We start from the raw sequence: 16237 nt of genomic DNA on the forward strand, positions 1-16237 counted from the left end.
CCTCCTTCACGAGGGGGTGGCGGCCTTCAGTTTGTGGCTGAGTTCTTCGGGGCGCCCGGGAACAACGCTGATGTACCCCTCGGCCCGCGTGATCCCGACGCGGCCGGCCTCGAGGTCGAGGTAGTTGACGGTGACGCCGGCGGCGTGCAGCTGCCCGACGCCGTAGTGGGGTTGCTGGAAGAAGGCGTCGAGTTCCTGCGCTTCGCGGCTGCGCGCGGGGGCGTCGTCGAAGATGTCGCTTTCCTGCGGCTTCTGGAAGTCTTCCTGGGGAAGCGAGAACGGCTTGATGTCGGCGGCCGGGTAGCCGGGCAGGTGCGCGACGAGGGCGTCGGCGGGGTGGCCGTTCACTTCGGTGAGTTCGACCTGATCGTGTTTGCAGACAACGCAGACCCCGCTCCGCCCTCTGGCCGCGACCAGAACCCCGATCTGTTCGGTGGTGTCCCGCGCGTGGGCGACGAATTCCCGGGTCGGCTGGTCGATGAGGTGCAGCAGGTCTTCGAATTCGGGCGTGAAGCCGTTGCCTTGGACGAAGCCGTGCGGACTGAGTTCTTCGAAGGCGGCCCGGTTGACTTGGTTCGCCGCTTGGGGCGGGATGTATCGGAGCCCCTTGGCGAAAACCGGGTGCGGGTCGCCGCAGCCGACTTGCCGCATGGCGGTGAGCAAGGTGTTCAGCGAGAAGGAGATCATCGCTTCTTGTTCTCACCGATGACCGGGGGCATGGGTTTTTCGGTGAAGCCGCCGAAGGTTTCGTCGGGATCGGGGTTTTGCAGGTAGGGAGCTTTCTTCTTTTCCCGGTCTTCTTCTTTTCCGCCTCGGCCGCCCATGGGAGCGCCCATGGGGAGGCCGTTCGCGCCTCGGGGGCCGGTGGAGCCGCGGGAGGGGGTGGTGCCGGGGAGGCGTTCCTCGGGGAGTCGGGCGCCGGTGCTGCTGCCGGGGAAGCGCCCGCCTGGGGTGCCGGTTCCCCTGCTGGATCCCGGCGTTCCTGGCGCTGTTCCTGTTCCTGTTCCCGGTGGGAAACTGCCACCGGTGTAGGGACCGGTCCCGGGTCCGAAGCCGCCGGGCCAATTGGTTCCAGGGCCGGTGAGGTTGCTGACGGGCTGCCCGGTGGGCCCGAATTCGTACCCACCCTGAGCGGCGGGCACGACGGGGCGGGGGACGTAGCTGTTGGCGTGGGTGCTGGAGTCCGGGGTTCCGGGCTTCCAGGCCTGGTTTTGCTGATTTGTCTCGAATTGTTGGTACTGCTGGTTCTGTTGGTTCTGCTGGTTCGGTGTCTGTTCCCGATTCCCACCGGTGATCCGGTCCTGCGTGGGCCGGAAGGTCTGCCGATCTTGGGCGGGCACCTCAGTCTGCCGCGGATTCCGCGCCCATTCCCCGGTATCGGTGGGCCCGCCGGTCCGATCGGAGGTCTTCATGGAGACGGAAGCCCCGAAGTCGGCAAGCTGCGCGTATTGGGCGGGCATCTGTCCACCGTTGGCGCTGCTGGCGGAGTGGTAGGCGCTGAAGGCGTCGATGTTGGCTTGGCTGTCCGCTTGCCACCCGGCAACTTTGGCGTTGTAGGAATCCCACTTACCGTCCCGGATGGCGCGGAGGACATCATCGGTGCCCAAAGCAGGCGGTTGAGCGGGGACGGGCTTGACGGAGTACTTGGCGGTCCCAAAGGCTTCCATCTGAGCCGCAACAGCGGTCTGGGCATTCTTCAGGTGAACAGCATCATCGGCGGCGGCCTGAACAAGAGGAAGAGTGGCATCGGCAGCGGCTTCTCCGGCGTTGCCTCGCCAGCCGGACATGGTCTTGGCGCGGAGCGCACTGATCCGCTGAGCCCGCTCAACCATCCGAGTGGTCAGCTGACTGGCACCGTCCTCGGCGTCGGCCAGCGAGCCGATGCCGTCGCCACCAGTGATCTGCTCGTAGATCTGCGCCGCTGTCAGTGGAGTCTCGTCAGCCATCAGCTTCCCTCCCGCAAAGTAGCCAATACCTTCGATCCCACGGTGCGAGCGGCGGCGCAAGGATCCACCTTGCCGATATTTCCGCGTGACTGGGTGACCGTTATATCGACGGTACTGTGGTCCGACGTGCCGATAGCAATGGAGCAGATACCGTCGGTTCGCTGGTCTGATGTTCCGTAAGCAACGACGGGGTAGTCGCCGATGGACTCCAAAGGTTGAAACAATTTGTAAGTACTGTCCTTGGCTTGGTAAACGCTGGTCAAGCCGAGTTGGTCCACCGTCGAAAAGATCAGGTTGACGGTAGCGCCGGTCAAGTCCACTGGAGCCCAAGTGCATGTCGGGCCGGCGGGGGCCTGCGCATCGGGCTTGGCTGTCGAGGCTCCCCCGAAAACCTCCGCTGCCTGATCTTCGGTCAACGTCGAGCAAGGTGCTGACCTGAAGCGCTCGGTGTCGATCGGTGTCTCCACCTTCGGGACACCAGGCCCGGGCACCTGTTGCGCCGTGTTCGGCCTTCCCGGTGAACTGGACGTGTTGACGGGAGAAGCCGTGCCTGTGGTTTGGGGCGAGCAGGCGGTGATCGACATCAGGGCGATGCCGCACAGCACGAGTAGCCGGCGCACTAGAGGATGCCCTTCGTGGTTTCGCCAATCTCGATGGCGTGAGCTTCTTCGGCTGTTGCGTACTTCCCCAGGGCCGTGACGTACTTCGCGGCCATGGCATCGCAATATCGGGCTCGTTGCTGCAGTGCTTCGGACAATGAACTACCGGATGCTCGGATCAGCTCGGCGTTGTTGCCGCTGGCGTATTCGAGCCCCGGACCGTTCGCACGTTTCAGTGCCTCAGCCTGAGCGAAGTCTGCTCGGAACTCATCTGCCAGTTCGCGCCACTCCCTGACCAGTTCGTGCAGGGTCTGCTCGTCGTACTCAAACCCAGCAGACCCACCACCATCCCCACCCCCATAAGACCCAGCCCGCGGCACCCCATGAGGCCCCGGAAGCTCCCAATCCGCCCCCGGGTCATAAACCGGCCCCTCAGCCACAACACACCGTCGTCATCAGCTCTCCCCTAGCTCGCAGTGTGCTCCACCCCGAGCACCCTGCGTATCCGGCGCATCGCACCCTACCAGGGTTCCCCAAGCCGAAAACCAAGGTCACGAGGGCCGCGGCCGTCCTCTCGGCGCTCTCCCAAGCCGCGGCCCTCGTGACGTCTAAGGGGTGGGGGAACAGCTCGTCTTCCCCAGCGTCACCGTTCCGGTGATGCCCGATGCCGGCAGGAAATCGATGCGCAGCATCGTCAATCCCACACTTCCGTCGCCCGGGAGGTCCTGGGTGTTGAACACCGCGTTCGCCAGGGCCGTTCCGTCCGCTTTCCGGATCGGCGACACGTAACCCACCGGGACCGGGCTCGGCGGGTTCGTGATCCCCGACATCCCGCCGAACGTCCAGTTCGCGCTCGTCTGCGTCTGCGTTCCGTCGCACGTCACCGTGAAGGTCGCCAGTTTCACGCGGGGGCCACCCGCCGAAACCAGCGCCGACAGCTCGAAGTTCTTGCCCGTCGCCGTTGACTTCGTGGTCGAACCGGTTGTCGTGCAGGATGACGTGCCGCCGCCGAAGGTGATGCCGGTTTTCGAAACCGGTTCGGCCGTTGTGCTCGAGGGGCCGTCCAGTGCGCAGTGACCCTGCGTCGGGATCGTGATCGTCGTGCCCGCCTTGGTGAACGAGGCCGAGCCGATGTCCGCCACGCCGGCGGGCGAAGCCGCCGATGCCGGCGATGCGCCCGAAGCGGCCAGGCCCGTCACCACCAAAGCCGTGACGATCGTGCTGCGCATCCGGTGTCCTCCTTGCCGCCTGGTGAGCGGCCCGGCTCGGCCGCTCTTCCACGACTGAATATCCGCCCGCCGGAGACGTCCGTTGCGCCCGGAATCTCCGATCACCCTTTCGAGGAGCGGGAACCACCCGGGGCGGTGTCATGTTCGTCACCGTTTCCGCAGGACAGCGGGTAAACGACCGCGCGCGGTAGCCACTACGCTCAAGGGGCAACCGACCGGTGCACGAGTAGAGCGGAGCCGACGTGTCTGTGCCTTCCCCAGCCCCCGGGGCGGGATCCCTCCCCGCTGCGCCGGGCGGCGCCCTCGACGACCTGCGGGCGTCGGTTGGGCTGCAGATCGCCGACGAAACCCTGCTGCGGTCGATCGCCGGCGGGCTGACCGAGGTCGAGAAGCTGCTGCGCGAGGTCGTCCGCAGTGACGTCCAGGCCGTCAACGACGCCGCGTTGCACCTGGTCGAGGCCGGGGGCAAACGCTTCCGCCCGCTGTTCACCCTGCTCTCCGCGCAGTTCGGGCCGAAGCAGGACGACCACGTCATCATCGCCGCCGCCGCGGTCGAGCTGGTTCACCTGGCCACGCTCTACCACGACGACGTCATGGACGAGGCCGACATGCGGCGCGGCGCCGAGAGCGTCAACGCCCGCTGGGACAACACCATCGCCATCCTCACCGGCGACTTCCTCTTCGCCCACGCCTCGCGCCTGGTCGCCGACCTCGGCACGGACGCCGCGCGGATCATCGCCGAGACCTTCGGCGAGCTGGTCACCGGCCAGATGCGGGAGACCGTCGGCCCCGGCCCGGGTGACGACGCCGTCGCGCACTACCTCACCGTGATCGCGCAGAAGACCGGCTCGCTGATCGCCACCTCCGGCCGGTTCGGCGGCATGATGTCCGGCGCCGCCGAGGAGCACGTCGAGGCGCTGCGCCGGTTCGGCGACATCATCGGCACCGCCTTCCAGATCTCCGACGACATCATCGACATCGCGTCGCCGTCCGACGAGCTCGGCAAGGCGCAGGGCACCGACCTGCGCGAAGGCGTCCGGACGCTGCCCATGCTGTACGCGCTGGCCGACCCGGAGACCGACCCGCGGCTCATCGAGCTGCTGTCCGGCCCGATCGCCGACGACGCCCTCGTCCAGGAGGCGCTCGAGCTGCTGCGGGTCAGTAGCGGACTCGATCGCGCACGCGTCACCCTTTCCGACTACGCTCAGCGCGCGCGAGCCGAGCTTTCCGCGCTCCCCGCGTCACCCGCCCGGGACGCGTGCGAGTCGGTCGCGGACTACCTGGTCGCGCGCACGCGCTGAAGCACTTAACAGGGGCAGGGATAGATGTCCATATTCGGACAGGTCTGGCTGTGGAGCCTCGCCGCGTTCTTCGTCGGCGCCATCCTCACCTGGCTGGTGCTGGTGCTGCCGCTCCGCAGGAGCGTCCGCCGGCTGGAGAGCTCGCTGGCGCAGGCCCACGCCGACGCCGCGCGCACCCCGGCGAACGCGGCCTCGGTGAACGCCACCGCCGAAGTGTTCCGGCGGCCCGAGCTGGAGCCGACCCGCCAGGAGACCTCCTACCCCGGCACGCTGGTCGCCGCGCCGCCGATCCACCGCGACGACGTGCACGACGACATCGACGAGGACTTCGCCGAGCTGGACGCCCAGGTCCCCTCACGGATGGCGCCGGAGACGGAACCCGTCCGCGCGCAGGAACCGGAGCCCGAGGAAGACGACCCGTACCGCAACGCGGCCGCCCAGTTCCTGACGCCGGAGGAGGAGCCGGAGCGCGCCGCCTCGACGCAGTACCTGACCCCGGTCGGGGACTCGTTCGAAGACGACGCGGAGCTGGAGTCGCCTGCCCTGTCGAGGCTCGAGCAGAAGCTCGACCCGGACCCGGCGGGCTCGCTGTTCCAGCGGCCGTCCGGCGAGGCGGCGGCCGTGCCGGACTGGTTCGACGACGAGCAGCCGTCCGAGCGCTCGGCGTTCGAAGAGCCGGTGGAGCGCACCCGCTTCATCACCGAGCACCCCGGTGCGGTGCACCAGGACGACGACGAGCAGCCGGACGAGGACGAGCCGCCGCAGTACGCGTTCGGTGGCGACATCGCCGAAAGTGAGCTGGACGTGCCGCCGGAGACGCCCGCCGAAGCGACGCAGGTGCTGCCGAAGCGGCAGCCCCGGGGGTCCATGCGTGGCGGGTTCGACGCGCCGCAGCCGATCCAGCCGTCGATGCGCACGGTGGAACGCCGCGAACCCGACCTGTCCGGCGCGCACAGCGGTTCGCTGTTCGAGCCGTCGGTGCAGCCGAACCAGGCGGGTGTCGTGGCGCCGGAGCCGCCCCCGGCCCGCCAGGCGGCGGGCGACTCGGTCCCGCCGGGCCCGTTCGGCCCCGGTTCGGCGATGCCGCGCCCGGGTGGCGGGGCACCGAGCGACAGCTTCGCCGTGAAGGCCAGCGTCACCGCTTTGCGGTACTGCACCGAGGAATCGGCGCAGTTCCCGAAGATGGTCGCCGAGGTCTGGTTCCGGACGGCCGAGGACGCCGAGCGCGTCGGGTTCCGCCCGCTCAGCTGACGAACGGTGCGCCAGGTCGCTTGACCTGAAACTTAAGACTCCAGTCCGAAGGAAGACAACCCCGGAAACGCCGAAGGCCGCCATGCCCCGGGCATGGCGGCCTTCGAAAAGCAGCGGTTACGCGACCGTCCAGGTGTCCTTACCCCGCAGCAGACCCTGCAGGTCCGGCGTGCGGGCCGCGCGGGCCTCCTCGACCTGGGCGCGGGCGCCGTCGTCGTAGGTCGGGCGCTCGACCTGGCGGAGGATGCCCGTCGGGACGTGGTTGAGGTTCTGGTCGCCCAGGCGCGACAGCGCGAACGCGTACGACGTGTCCGTGATCGACGGGTCGTGCACCACGATGTTCTCTTCGCCGATGTCCGCCACCTTGGCGACGTCCAGGCCGCCCCAGTCGCCGCGCTTGACGCCGAACTCCTGGTTCGGGCCGAAGCGGATCGGCTCGCCCGCGCGCAGCGGGATCAGGCGCGTCGCAGCCTCGTCGGCGTCCTTGAGGACGTCGAACGCGCCGTCGTTGAAGATCGGGCAGTTCTGGTAGATCTCGACCAGCGCCGAGCCGCGGTGCTGCGCCGCCGCCTGCAGGACCTCGGTCAGGCCCTTGCGGTCGGAGTCCAGCGCCCGGCCCACGAACGACGCCTCCGCGCCGATCGCCAGCGACAGCGGGTTGAACGGCGTGTCCACCGAACCCATCGGCGTGGACTTGGTGACCATGCCCTGCCCGGACGTCGGGGAGTACTGGCCCTTGGTCAGCCCGTAGATCCGGTTGTTGAACAGCAGGATCTTGATGTTCACGTTGCGGCGCAGCGCGTGGATCAGGTGGTTGCCGCCGATGGACAGCGCGTCGCCGTCACCGGTCACGACCCACACCGACAGGTCCGGGCGCGTCGTCGCGAGCCCGGTCGCGATCGACGGCGCACGGCCGTGGATCGAGTGCATGCCGTAGGTGTTCAGGTAATACGGGAACCGCGACGAGCAGCCGATGCCCGAGATGAACACGATGTTCTCGCGCTTGAGGCCGAGCGTCGGCAGGAACGACTGGACCGCGTTCAGCACGACGTAGTCGCCGCAGCCCGGGCACCAGCGGACCTCCTGGTCCGACTTGTAGTCCTTGGCCTTCTGCGGCTCGTCGGTGGCCGGCACAAGGTCCAGGCCGCCGAGGTGGGGTATCCCCAGGTCGATTGCGGTCATTTCGCCGCCTCCGTAGCAACGCCGGTGATGATCTCCGAGAACAGGTTCTGCAGCTCTTCGGCCTTGAAGGGCAGGCCGGCGACCTTCGTGTGCGAGTGGACGTCGACCAGGTACTTGGCCCGCAGCAGCAAAGCGAGCTGGCCGAGGTTCATCTCCGGCACCACGACCTTGTCGTAGCTGCGCAGGATGTCGCCCAGGTTGGCCGGCAGCGGGTTGAGGTGCCGCAGGTGGGCCTGCGCGATCGGCAGGCCGAGCTTGCGCACGCGCCGGCAGGCCGCGCCGATCGGCCCGAACGACGAGCCCCAGCCCAGCGCCAGGACGCGCGCCTTGCCGCCGGAGGGATCGTCGACGACGAGGTCGGGGACGTCGATGCCGTCGACCTTCGCCTGCCGCAGCCGGACCATCTTGTCGTGGTTGTCGGGGTCGTAGGAGATGTGGCCGGTCTTGTCGGCCTTCTCCAGCCCGCCGATGCGGTGCTGCAGCCCCGCGGTGCCCGGGATCGCCCACGCGCGGGCGAGCGTTTCAGGGTCGCGGACGTACGGCCAGAACTCGCCGGAGTCGTTGTCCGCGTTGGGTTCGGTCGCGAACTCGACCCGCAGGTCGGGCAGCTCGTCGACGTCCGGGATCAGCCACGGCTCGGAGCCGTTCGCGATCGCGCCGTCCGACAGCAGCAGCACGGGGGTGCGGTACTTCAGCGCGATCCGGGTCGCCTCGACGGCCGCGTCGAAACAGTCCGCCGGCGAGAGCGGCGCGATGACCGGGACCGGCGATTCGCCGTTGCGGCCGAACATCGCCTGCAGCAGGTCGGCCTGCTCGGTCTTGGTCGGCAGCCCGGTGGACGGGCCACCGCGCTGGACGTCGATGACGACCAGTGGCAGCTCCACCATCACGCCGAGGCCGACGGCTTCGGACTTCAGCGCGACACCGGGGCCGGACGTCGAGGTGACGCCGAGCGCGCCGCCGTAGGACGCGCCGAGCGCAGCGCCGATGCCGGCGATCTCGTCTTCGGCCTGGAAGGTGATGATGCCGAAGTTCTTGTGCTTGGACAGCTCGTGGAGGATGTCCGACGCCGGGGTGATCGGGTACGTGCCGAGCAGGATCTGCAGGCCGGAGCGCTGCCCGGCGGCCACGATCCCGTACGCCAGCGCGGTGTTGCCGGTGATCTGGCGGTAGGTGCCCTGGGTCAGCTTCGCCGGGGCGACCTGGAACGTCGTCGCGAAGGACTCGGTGGTCTCGCCGTAGTTCCAGCCCGCGCGGAAGGCGAGGATGTTCGCCTCGGCGATGTCCGGCTTCTTCGCGAACTTCTCGCGCAGGAACCGCTCGGTGCCTTCGGTCGGCCGGTGGTACATCCACGACAGCAGGCCGAGCGCGAACATGTTCTTGCAGCGCTCGGCGTCCTTCTTGCCGAGGCCGGTCTCGGCGAGCGCGCCCTGGGTCAGGGTCGACATGGCGACCCGGTGCACCTGGTACGGCGCCAGCGTGTCGTCGTCCAGCGGGTCCGTCGCGTAGCCGACCTTGGTCAGGTTGCGCTTGATGAACTCGTCGGTGTTGAGGATGATCGTGCCGCCGTGCGGGACGTCGCCGAGGTTCGCCTTGAGCGCGGCCGGGTTCATCGCGACCAGCACGTCCGGCCGGTCGCCGGGGGTGAGGATGTCGTAGTCGGCGAAGTGCACCTGGAAGCTCGAGACGCCGGGGATGGTGCCCTGTGGCGCGCGGATCTCGGCGGGGAAGTTCGGCATCGTCGACAGGTCGTTGCCGAACGCGGCGGCTTCGGACGTGAAGCGGTCGCCGGTCAGCTGCATGCCGTCACCGGAGTCGCCCGCGAACCGGATGACCACCCGGTCCAGCTTGCTGACCTCGGTCGGCCTGGTTGCGGCGAGCGAGCCGTGACCAGCGCCGTTGCCGTTCGCACTCGTGCTCATGGGTCAGGGATTCCCTCTCTCCCGACGGTACGGCTTCCGTTCGCCTGCCGGTGCCGCGGCTGCGTTCACCAGGTCTACTCACGAGGTTAGCTCGCCCTCAACACCGATGTTGGCGGTGTCCCGGGTGTTGGACGACCTCTGCGGTGCTCTTCGATGTCCCTTCGCAGGTCCGCCAGATACCTGTAACTGATGGTAACGGTCAGCTGCTGCGCCGCGCTGTGATGCGCGTCTCGCGAAGGTTAGGCCCCCGGCTTGAGTCACGGCCGAGAACGGATCCGGTCTCGCATCAGGGAAAGTCGTTCGGCGAACTCCGGGGACGCCAGCGAGGCCAGCTGGGGCCCGATTTCGACGTCGACCGCGTCGCGGTGTTCGGCCAGGCCCGCGGTGGTGCGGAGACTGCGCTTGGTGGCGATCAGCGCTTCGCGCGGCGCGGCCACGGCGGGGTGAGCGAGCTCACGCGCGGCCGCCAGGAGTTCGTCGTGGCCGCCGTCGACCACGCGCAGCGCCAGCCCGGCGCGGACCGCGGCCTCGGCGTCGAAGGGCTGGCCGAACAAGGTCATGGCGGCGGCCTGCTGCGGACCGGCCAGCCGCTGCGTCATCCAGGTCATCCCGCCGCCCGGGTGCAGCCCGAGTTCGAGGAACCGGGCGACGAACTTCGCGCGCGGCCCGGCCAGCCGCACGTCGGCGGCGAGGGCGAGGTTCAGCCCGGCCCCCACGGCCGCGCCCCCGACGGCGGCGATGGTCGGCAGCTCGCACCGCGCCACGGCGAGGAAGCCTTCGTAGATGGCGCGCAGGCCCATTTCGTCGGCGTTCGCCAGAGCGGCCAGATCGGCACCGGCGCAGAAGGCGGGCGGCGTCCCGGTGACGACGACGGCGTGCACCGACTCGTCCCGTTCCGCGGCCTCGACGGCCGCGGCGAGCTGCGCGGAGAGGTCGAGGGTCAGCGCGTTCCGGCTGCCGGGAGCGTCGACGGTCAGCAGGGCGACGCCGCCGGAGTGCTCGCTGACGATGCGGTCGGTCATGGCCTCAGGGTGGCACGGCCGGGTGGAAACCGGGGGCCGGAGGCCTCACTGCTCCGGAGTGGGCGGCCGTTCCAGCAGCCGCGAAAGCACCACGGTCGACACCGTCCGGTCCACAATCTCCAACCCCCGCAGCCGCTCCAGTGCCGTCTCCAGGTGGTGGATGTCCGCCGCCCGCAGGTGGACGATCGCGTCCGCCGCGCCCGACACCGTGTACGCCGCCACCACTTCCGGCAACGGTTCCAGCCGCGCGCGGATCCGGGCCGGCGTGATGTTGCCCTGGCACGTGACCTCGACGAACGCCTCCGTTCCCCAGCCCAGCGCCTCCGGGTCGACCACCGCCGTGAAGCCCCGCAGGACACCCGTTTCCAGCAGCCGGTCGACGCGCCTCTTCACCGCCGGCGCGGACAGGCCGACCACCTTGCCGATCTCCGCGTAGCTGGAGCGGGCGTTCGCCACGAGGCACGAAACGATTCGCTGGTCGATGGTGTTCACACGCAACATCTAGCACAGTTGTGCGCAGCGAACAGCGATTGATTGCGATATTAGGCGCACCTTACCCTGCAATCATGCAGGCGATGCGCGTACCGACCACTCGTCGATACCTCATGTGCCCGCCGCGCTTCTTCGCGGTGGACTACGTGATCAACCCCTGGATGGACCCGACCCAGCCGGTCAGCGCCGACGTCGCCGTCGCGCAGTGGACCGAGCTGCGCGACACCTACCGCCGCCTCGGCCACACCGTCGAGGAGATCGAGCCCCAGCCCGGCCTGCCCGACATGGTCTTCGCGGCGAATTCCGGCACCGTCGTCGACGGCCGCGTGCTCGGGTCGCGGTTCCGCGCCCCGCAGCGCGCCGCGGAGGCCGAGCACTTCCGCCGCTGGTTCGTCGAACACGGCTATCGCGACATCACCATGCCGGAGAAGATCAACGAGGCCGAGGGCGACTTCGCCTGGACCGGCACCCTGCTGCTCGCCGGCACCGGCTTCCGCACCGACCCCGCCGCACACGCCGAGGCTCAGGAAGTCCTCGGCGTCCCGGTCGTCTCGCTGCAGCTGGTCGACCCGCGCTACTACCACCTCGACACCGCGCTGTTCGTGCTCGCCGAGGCGACCGACACGACCCGCGCCCAAATCGTTTACTACCCGGAGGCCTTCTCGGCCGGTTCGCGCCGGGTGCTCGAGCGGGTGTTCCCGGACGCGGTGCTCGCCACCAGCGAAGACGCCGAGTGCTTCGGCCTCAACGGCGTGTCCGACGGCCGCAACGTCGTCCTCCCCGTCGAGGCCACCCGACTGGGTGAACTTCTCGCCGCCCGCGGATACGAACCCGTCTACGTCGACATCTCTGAGCTGCGGAAAGCCGGCGGCGGCCCGAAGTGCTGCACGCTGGAAATCCGCAAGGGCTGAATAACGGCAAAAAGCTGTAACTCCCCCGTTTGCCACCGCGATTAATCGAAGTAACAAATCGACTACTCGCGGTGGCAGGCGGTGGGAGTGGTGACGGTGATCCTGGCCGTGCACGGGGTGGGCCGGCCGGCCCGCCAGCTCGACCCCGGTGAAGACGAGCGCTGGCTGACCGTCGAGCAGTTCGAGCGCGTCCTCGACGCCGTCGCGGACCGCGAAGACGTCCGGCTCACCTTCGACGACGGCAACGAATCCGACGTCGAGGTCGTCCTGCCGCGGCTCGCCGACCGGGGGCTGACGGCGGAGTTCTTCCCCCAGGCCGGCCGGCTCGGGCAGCGCGGCTACCTCGACCGCGACGGGCTGCGCGAGCTCGCGCGCGCCGGGATGGAGATCGGCTCGCACGGCTGGGAGCCGCGCGACTGGCGGCGGCTCGACGACCGGCACGCCGACCGCGAGCTGAAGGACGCCCCGAAGCTGCTCGGCGACCTGTGCGGCCGGCCGGTGCGGCGCTATTCGCTGCCGTTCGGTGCGTACGACCGGCGCGTGCTGGCGCGGCTGCGGCAGGCGGGCGCGACCCGCGTGTACTCGAGCGACGGCGGCGCGGCCCGCCGCGACGGCTGGCTCCAGGCGCGCACCGAAGTCCCGCACGACCTCGACGGCGACTGGCTCGACGGCGTCCTCGCCGGCTCCCGGCGGCGGGCCGGGCGGTGGCCGAACCGCCTGTTCCGCCGCACTGCCCGCTGAACCCTCGTGAGTGGTAAGGCGGTTTCTGACCCGCCTTACCACTCACGACCCCTGGGCGAGCGGCGGTCGTTCCGGTCACCGGCACACGGGCTGCGGGCTCCCGCGCCGGTGAGCAGCCTTTTCGTCACTTTCGGCCACCTGATGGGAAATTCCCGGACCCGGAGGTCTTGAACGCGCCCGTGCCGGGGTGCATCCTGGTGCCCCGCCGCCGTAAGGAAAGTTTCCTAACTAAAGGGAGCCCCAGGAATGCGGAAACTGATCCTGCTCGCGACGCTCGCGCTGGCCGCGGCCGCGATGCCGTCGGCCCTCGCGTCGGCGGCGCCCGCCCCGGCCGCCTCGCCCGCCACCGTCGAAGCCGCCCCGACCGCGGCCCAGCTGCTCGCGAAAACCAGCGGCTGCAAGCAGATCTCGAACGGCAAGTACAAGACCGACGAAGACGCCTCGAGCAAGACGGTCGCCGTCTGCGACGCCAACGGTGCCGTTTTCTGGAAAGCCGACATGGACATCGACTGCGACGGCCAGCGCACCTCGCAGTGCAACGAGAACACCGACTGCTGCTTCCAGGACGACACCGCGTTCCACCAGTCCGACGGCAAGCCGCTCAACGCCGCGAAGCTGCCCTACATCGTCGTCCCGAGCTCCAGCAGCATCTGGAAGTACTCCTCCTCCGGGCTCAAGGGCGGCGGCTCCTGCGCGGTGATCTACAACGGCAAGGTCGAGTACGCCGTCATCGGCGACACCGGCCCCTCGCAGATCATCGGCGAAGCCTCCTACGCGACGGCGAAGGACCTCGGCATCAACCCCGACCCGTCCAACGGCGGCACCGACTCCGGCGTCACCTACATCTGCTTCAAGAACTCGACCGTCTCGCCGATCGAGAACCACGCCAACGCGGTGAGCAAGGGCCAAAGCCTCGCCACCACGTTCGTGAACAACAACTGACACCTATTCACGACCCGGCGGCGAATCGTGGTCGACGGCCACGGTTCGCCGCCGGATCGAGACGCAATTCTCACCCGGATCCCTTGCGTCTCACCGCAGTCTCACGCCTTCCCCCGTCCGCCGCAGTCGCGGTAACGATCCAGGGGCGCCCGCCGACCAACTTGAGGGTCGCGCGGAATAGCGGAGGTTTTGGCGTGAAGATCAGTGTCTTCGGGCTCGGTTACGTCGGCTGTGTCTCCGCCGCGTGCCTGGCGGGGCAGGGGCACCGGGTGGTCGGCGTGGACGTCAACCCGGTGAAGATCGACCTCATCACCCAGGGCAACGCCCCGGTGGTCGAGGAGCGGATCGGCGAGCTGACCGCCGAGGTGGTCGCGAGCGGCGCGCTGAGAGCCACGACCGACGTCGCGGAGGCTGTCGCCGACAGCGAGATTTCGCTGGTCTGCGTCGGGACGCCGTCGGCGCCGAACGGCAGCCTTTCCACGGTCTACCTCGAGCGGGTCGCCGAGGAAATCGGCGAAGCGCTCGCGAAGAAGAGCGAGCGGCACACCGTCGTCTTCCGCAGCACCATGCTGCCCGGCACCTGCCTCGACCTGCTGGTCCCGATCCTGGAGAAGTCCTCGGGCCGCACCGCCGGGGTCGATTTCGGCGTCGCGGTGAACCCGGAGTTCCTGCGCGAGGGCACCAGCGTCCGCGACTTCTTCGACCCGCCGAAGACGGTCATCGGCGAGATCGACCAAGCCAGCGGCGACGCCGTCGCGGCGTTGTACGAGGGCCTGCCCGGCCCGGTTTTCCGGGTGCCGATCCCGGTCGCGGAAATGACGAAGTACGCCGACAACTCCTTCCACGGCCTGAAGATCGGCTTCGCGAACGAGCTCGGCGCGATCTGCCGCGCGCTGGGCCTCGACTCGCAGCAGGTGATCGACGTCTTCCTCGCCGACACCAAGCTCAACATCAGCCCCGCCTACCTCAAGCCCGGGTTCGCCTTCGGCGGCTCGTGCCTGCCGAAGGACCTGCGCGGGCTCGTCTACGCCGCGCACCGCGCCGACGTCAGCGTGCCGATCCTGTCGCACGTGCTCGCGTCGAACGACGACCACCTGCAGCGCGCGTTCGACCTGGTCGCGCGCACCGGCAAGCGCAAGGTCGGGCTGTTCGGCCTGTCGTTCAAGCCGGGCACCGACGACCTGCGGGAGTCGCCGCTGGTCGAGCTGGCCGAGAAGCTGCTCGGCAAGGGCTACGACCTGAAGATCTACGACGCCAACGTCAGCCTCTCGCGGCTGATGGGCGCCAACCGCGAGTACATCGAGAGCCGGCTGCCGCACCTCGGCCAGCTGCTCGCCGGGTCCGTCGAAGAAGTCGTGAACCACGCCGACGTCCTGCTCGTGGGCACCAAAGACCCGGACGTGCTGGCGGCCCTGCCGCACGGCCGGGAGATCGTCGACCTCGTCCGCCTGCCCGACGCCGCCGAGCGTCGCCTTGAAGAGGGATATGCCGGCCTTGCCTGGTAAAGCGCTCATCCTCGTCGAGAACCTCTCCGTTCCCTTCGACCGGCGGGTGTGGCAGGAGTCCACGACCCTGCGCGACGCCGGGTGGGAAGTCCACGTGATCTGCCCGCAGGGCACGAAACGCGACACCGAGGCCGAAGCCGTCGTCGACGGCGTCCACATCCACCGGTACCCGCTCAAGGCGGCGACCGGCGGCCCGGCCGGCTACCTGCAGGAGTACGGCAGTGCGCTGTGGCACACGCTGCGGCTGGCCCGCAAGGTCGGGCCGGTCGACGTCGTGCACGCCTGCAACCCGCCGGACCTGCTGTACCTGGTCGCGAAGGTGCTCAAGCGCCAGGGCGCGAAGTTCATCTTCGACCAGCACGACCTGTGCCCGGAGCTGTACCTTTCGCGGTTCGACCGCGGCCAGGACCTCCTCTACCGCGGGGTGTGCGCGCTCGAACGCGCCACCTACCGCGCCGCCGACGTCGTCATCTCGACGAACGAGAGCTACAAGCAGGTCGCCCGGATCCGCGGCGGCAAGAAGCCCGAGGACGTCTTCGTGGTGCGCAGCGCCCCGGTGGTCGAGCGGTTCCACGAGGTGCCGGCCGAGCCCGAGCTGAAGAAGGGCAAGCCGCACCTGCTCGCCTACCTCGGCGTGATGGGCCCGCAGGACGGCGTCGACTACGCCCTGCGCGCGCTCGCGAAGCTGCGTGACGAGGTCGGCCGCACCGACTGGCACGCGGTGTTCGTCGGCTCGGGCGACGCGTTCGACGACATGGTCGCCCTCTCGGCCAAGCTCGGGCTGGCCAACCAGGTCGAGTTCACCGGCCGGATCTCCGACGAGGACCTGGTCCGCTACCTGTCCACCGCCGACGTCTGCCTGTCGCCGGACCCGCTGAACCCGCTCAACGACGTCTCCACGATGAACAAGGTCATGGAGTACATGGCGATGAGCAAGCCGATCGTCTCGTTCGAGCTGCGGGAGGCGCGGGTGTCCGCGGGCGACGCGGCCGTCTACGCCCCGGCGAACGACGAATCGGCGTTCGCGAAGCTCGTCGCGCAGCTGCTCGACGACCCGGAGGAGCGGATCCGGATGGGCAAGCTCGGCCAGGCCAGGGTCGCGGGTCCGCTCTCCTGGGAGAACTCGGCGAAGGCTCTGCTTGCCGCATATGAGCACGCTGTGAAGTCCTGATCGCCGTTCAGTCAAGAAGTCAC

At 69.0% G+C, this 16237-nt stretch carries 16 protein-coding genes; 7 read left to right on the top strand and 9 right to left on the bottom strand.

From position 1 onward, the window contains the following. Window positions 1-6: 6 nt before the first annotated feature. From IE317_RS18135 to IE317_RS18155, 5 genes are all read right to left on the bottom strand, one after another. Window positions 7-687 carry an ESX secretion-associated protein EspG gene (locus IE317_RS18135; RefSeq protein WP_191311513.1) on the bottom strand — a complete coding sequence of 227 codons (681 nt, stop codon included), beginning with the start codon at window positions 685-687 and terminating at the stop codon, window positions 7-9. After that, a complete protein-coding gene (locus IE317_RS18140) occupies window positions 684-1946 on the bottom strand; it encodes a PPE domain-containing protein (protein WP_191311515.1) in 1263 nt (420 codons plus the stop codon). Before IE317_RS18140 ends, IE317_RS18135 begins: the two co-directional genes overlap by 4 nt. Next, window positions 1946-2530 (bottom strand): DUF3558 domain-containing protein, encoded by a 585-nt coding sequence (locus tag IE317_RS18145; protein ID WP_191311518.1) that lies wholly within the window; start codon window positions 2528-2530, stop codon window positions 1946-1948. The genes IE317_RS18140 and IE317_RS18145 overlap by 1 nt, the downstream gene beginning before the upstream one ends. Before the next feature lie 35 nt (window positions 2531-2565). Further along, a complete protein-coding gene (locus IE317_RS18150) occupies window positions 2566-2985 on the bottom strand; it encodes a hypothetical protein (RefSeq protein ID WP_191311519.1) in 420 nt (139 codons plus the stop codon). A gap of 168 nt (window positions 2986-3153) precedes the next feature. Next, window positions 3154-3774: a hypothetical protein gene (locus IE317_RS18155; RefSeq protein WP_191311521.1), complete on the bottom strand. Its 621-nt coding sequence runs from the start codon at window positions 3772-3774 to the stop codon at window positions 3154-3156. A 248-nt stretch (window positions 3775-4022) separates the two neighbouring features. On the opposite strand from IE317_RS18155, the gene IE317_RS18160 reads away from it, so the two are divergent. Next, the gene (locus IE317_RS18160) at window positions 4023-5075 is read left to right on the top strand and encodes a polyprenyl synthetase family protein (protein WP_308443403.1); all 1053 of its coding nucleotides are present in this window, start codon (window positions 4023-4025) and stop codon (window positions 5073-5075) included. Between the two features lie 24 nt (window positions 5076-5099). Continuing rightward, a complete protein-coding gene (locus tag IE317_RS18165) occupies window positions 5100-6326 on the top strand; it encodes a sunset domain-containing protein (protein ID WP_191311523.1) in 1227 nt (408 codons plus the stop codon). A 117-nt stretch (window positions 6327-6443) separates the two neighbouring features. Here IE317_RS18165 and IE317_RS18170 read toward each other — a convergent pair whose 3' ends face one another. From IE317_RS18170 to IE317_RS18185, 4 genes are all read right to left on the bottom strand, one after another. Further along, complete coding sequence (locus IE317_RS18170) at window positions 6444-7508, bottom strand: 2-oxoacid:ferredoxin oxidoreductase subunit beta (protein ID WP_191311525.1); 1065 nt, start codon at window positions 7506-7508, stop codon at window positions 6444-6446. Beyond that, window positions 7505-9430, bottom strand: coding sequence for a 2-oxoacid:acceptor oxidoreductase subunit alpha (locus IE317_RS18175; protein WP_191311527.1), 1926 nt, complete (start codon window positions 9428-9430; stop codon window positions 7505-7507). The genes IE317_RS18170 and IE317_RS18175 overlap by 4 nt, the downstream gene beginning before the upstream one ends. A 257-nt stretch (window positions 9431-9687) precedes the next feature. Continuing rightward, a complete protein-coding gene (locus IE317_RS18180) occupies window positions 9688-10452 on the bottom strand; it encodes an enoyl-CoA hydratase (protein WP_191311529.1) in 765 nt (254 codons plus the stop codon). A 45-nt stretch (window positions 10453-10497) separates the two neighbouring features. Next, a complete protein-coding gene (locus IE317_RS18185; protein ID WP_191311670.1) occupies window positions 10498-10944 on the bottom strand; it encodes an Lrp/AsnC family transcriptional regulator in 447 nt (148 codons plus the stop codon). Window positions 10945-11027: 83 nt separating this feature from the next. Between IE317_RS18185 and ddaH the strand changes: the two genes are divergently transcribed. The 5 genes from ddaH (at window position 11028) to IE317_RS18210 (ending at window position 16214) form a co-directional block, all read left to right on the top strand. After that, window positions 11028-11855 carry a dimethylargininase gene (gene ddaH / locus IE317_RS18190; RefSeq protein WP_373309070.1) on the top strand — a complete coding sequence of 276 codons (828 nt, stop codon included), beginning with the start codon at window positions 11028-11030 and terminating at the stop codon, window positions 11853-11855. An 81-nt stretch (window positions 11856-11936) separates the two neighbouring features. After that, window positions 11937-12596, top strand: a complete 660-nt coding sequence (locus IE317_RS18195; RefSeq protein ID WP_191311531.1) for a polysaccharide deacetylase family protein — start codon at window positions 11937-11939, stop codon at window positions 12594-12596. 246 nt (window positions 12597-12842) lie between these two features. Next, a complete protein-coding gene (locus tag IE317_RS18200) occupies window positions 12843-13538 on the top strand; it encodes a glycoside hydrolase family 75 protein (protein WP_191311533.1) in 696 nt (231 codons plus the stop codon). A 194-nt stretch (window positions 13539-13732) separates the two neighbouring features. After that, window positions 13733-15043, top strand: a complete 1311-nt coding sequence (locus IE317_RS18205; RefSeq protein ID WP_191311535.1) for a nucleotide sugar dehydrogenase — start codon at window positions 13733-13735, stop codon at window positions 15041-15043. Beyond that, window positions 15024-16214 (top strand): glycosyltransferase family 4 protein, encoded by a 1191-nt coding sequence (locus IE317_RS18210; RefSeq protein WP_191311537.1) that lies wholly within the window; start codon window positions 15024-15026, stop codon window positions 16212-16214. Before IE317_RS18205 ends, IE317_RS18210 begins: the two co-directional genes overlap by 20 nt. Window positions 16215-16237: the final 23 nt, after the last annotated feature.

The sequence above is a fragment of the Amycolatopsis bullii genome (assembly GCF_014654205.1).
In the GTDB taxonomy this organism is placed as follows: Bacteria; Actinomycetota; Actinomycetes; order Mycobacteriales; family Pseudonocardiaceae; genus Amycolatopsis; species Amycolatopsis plumensis.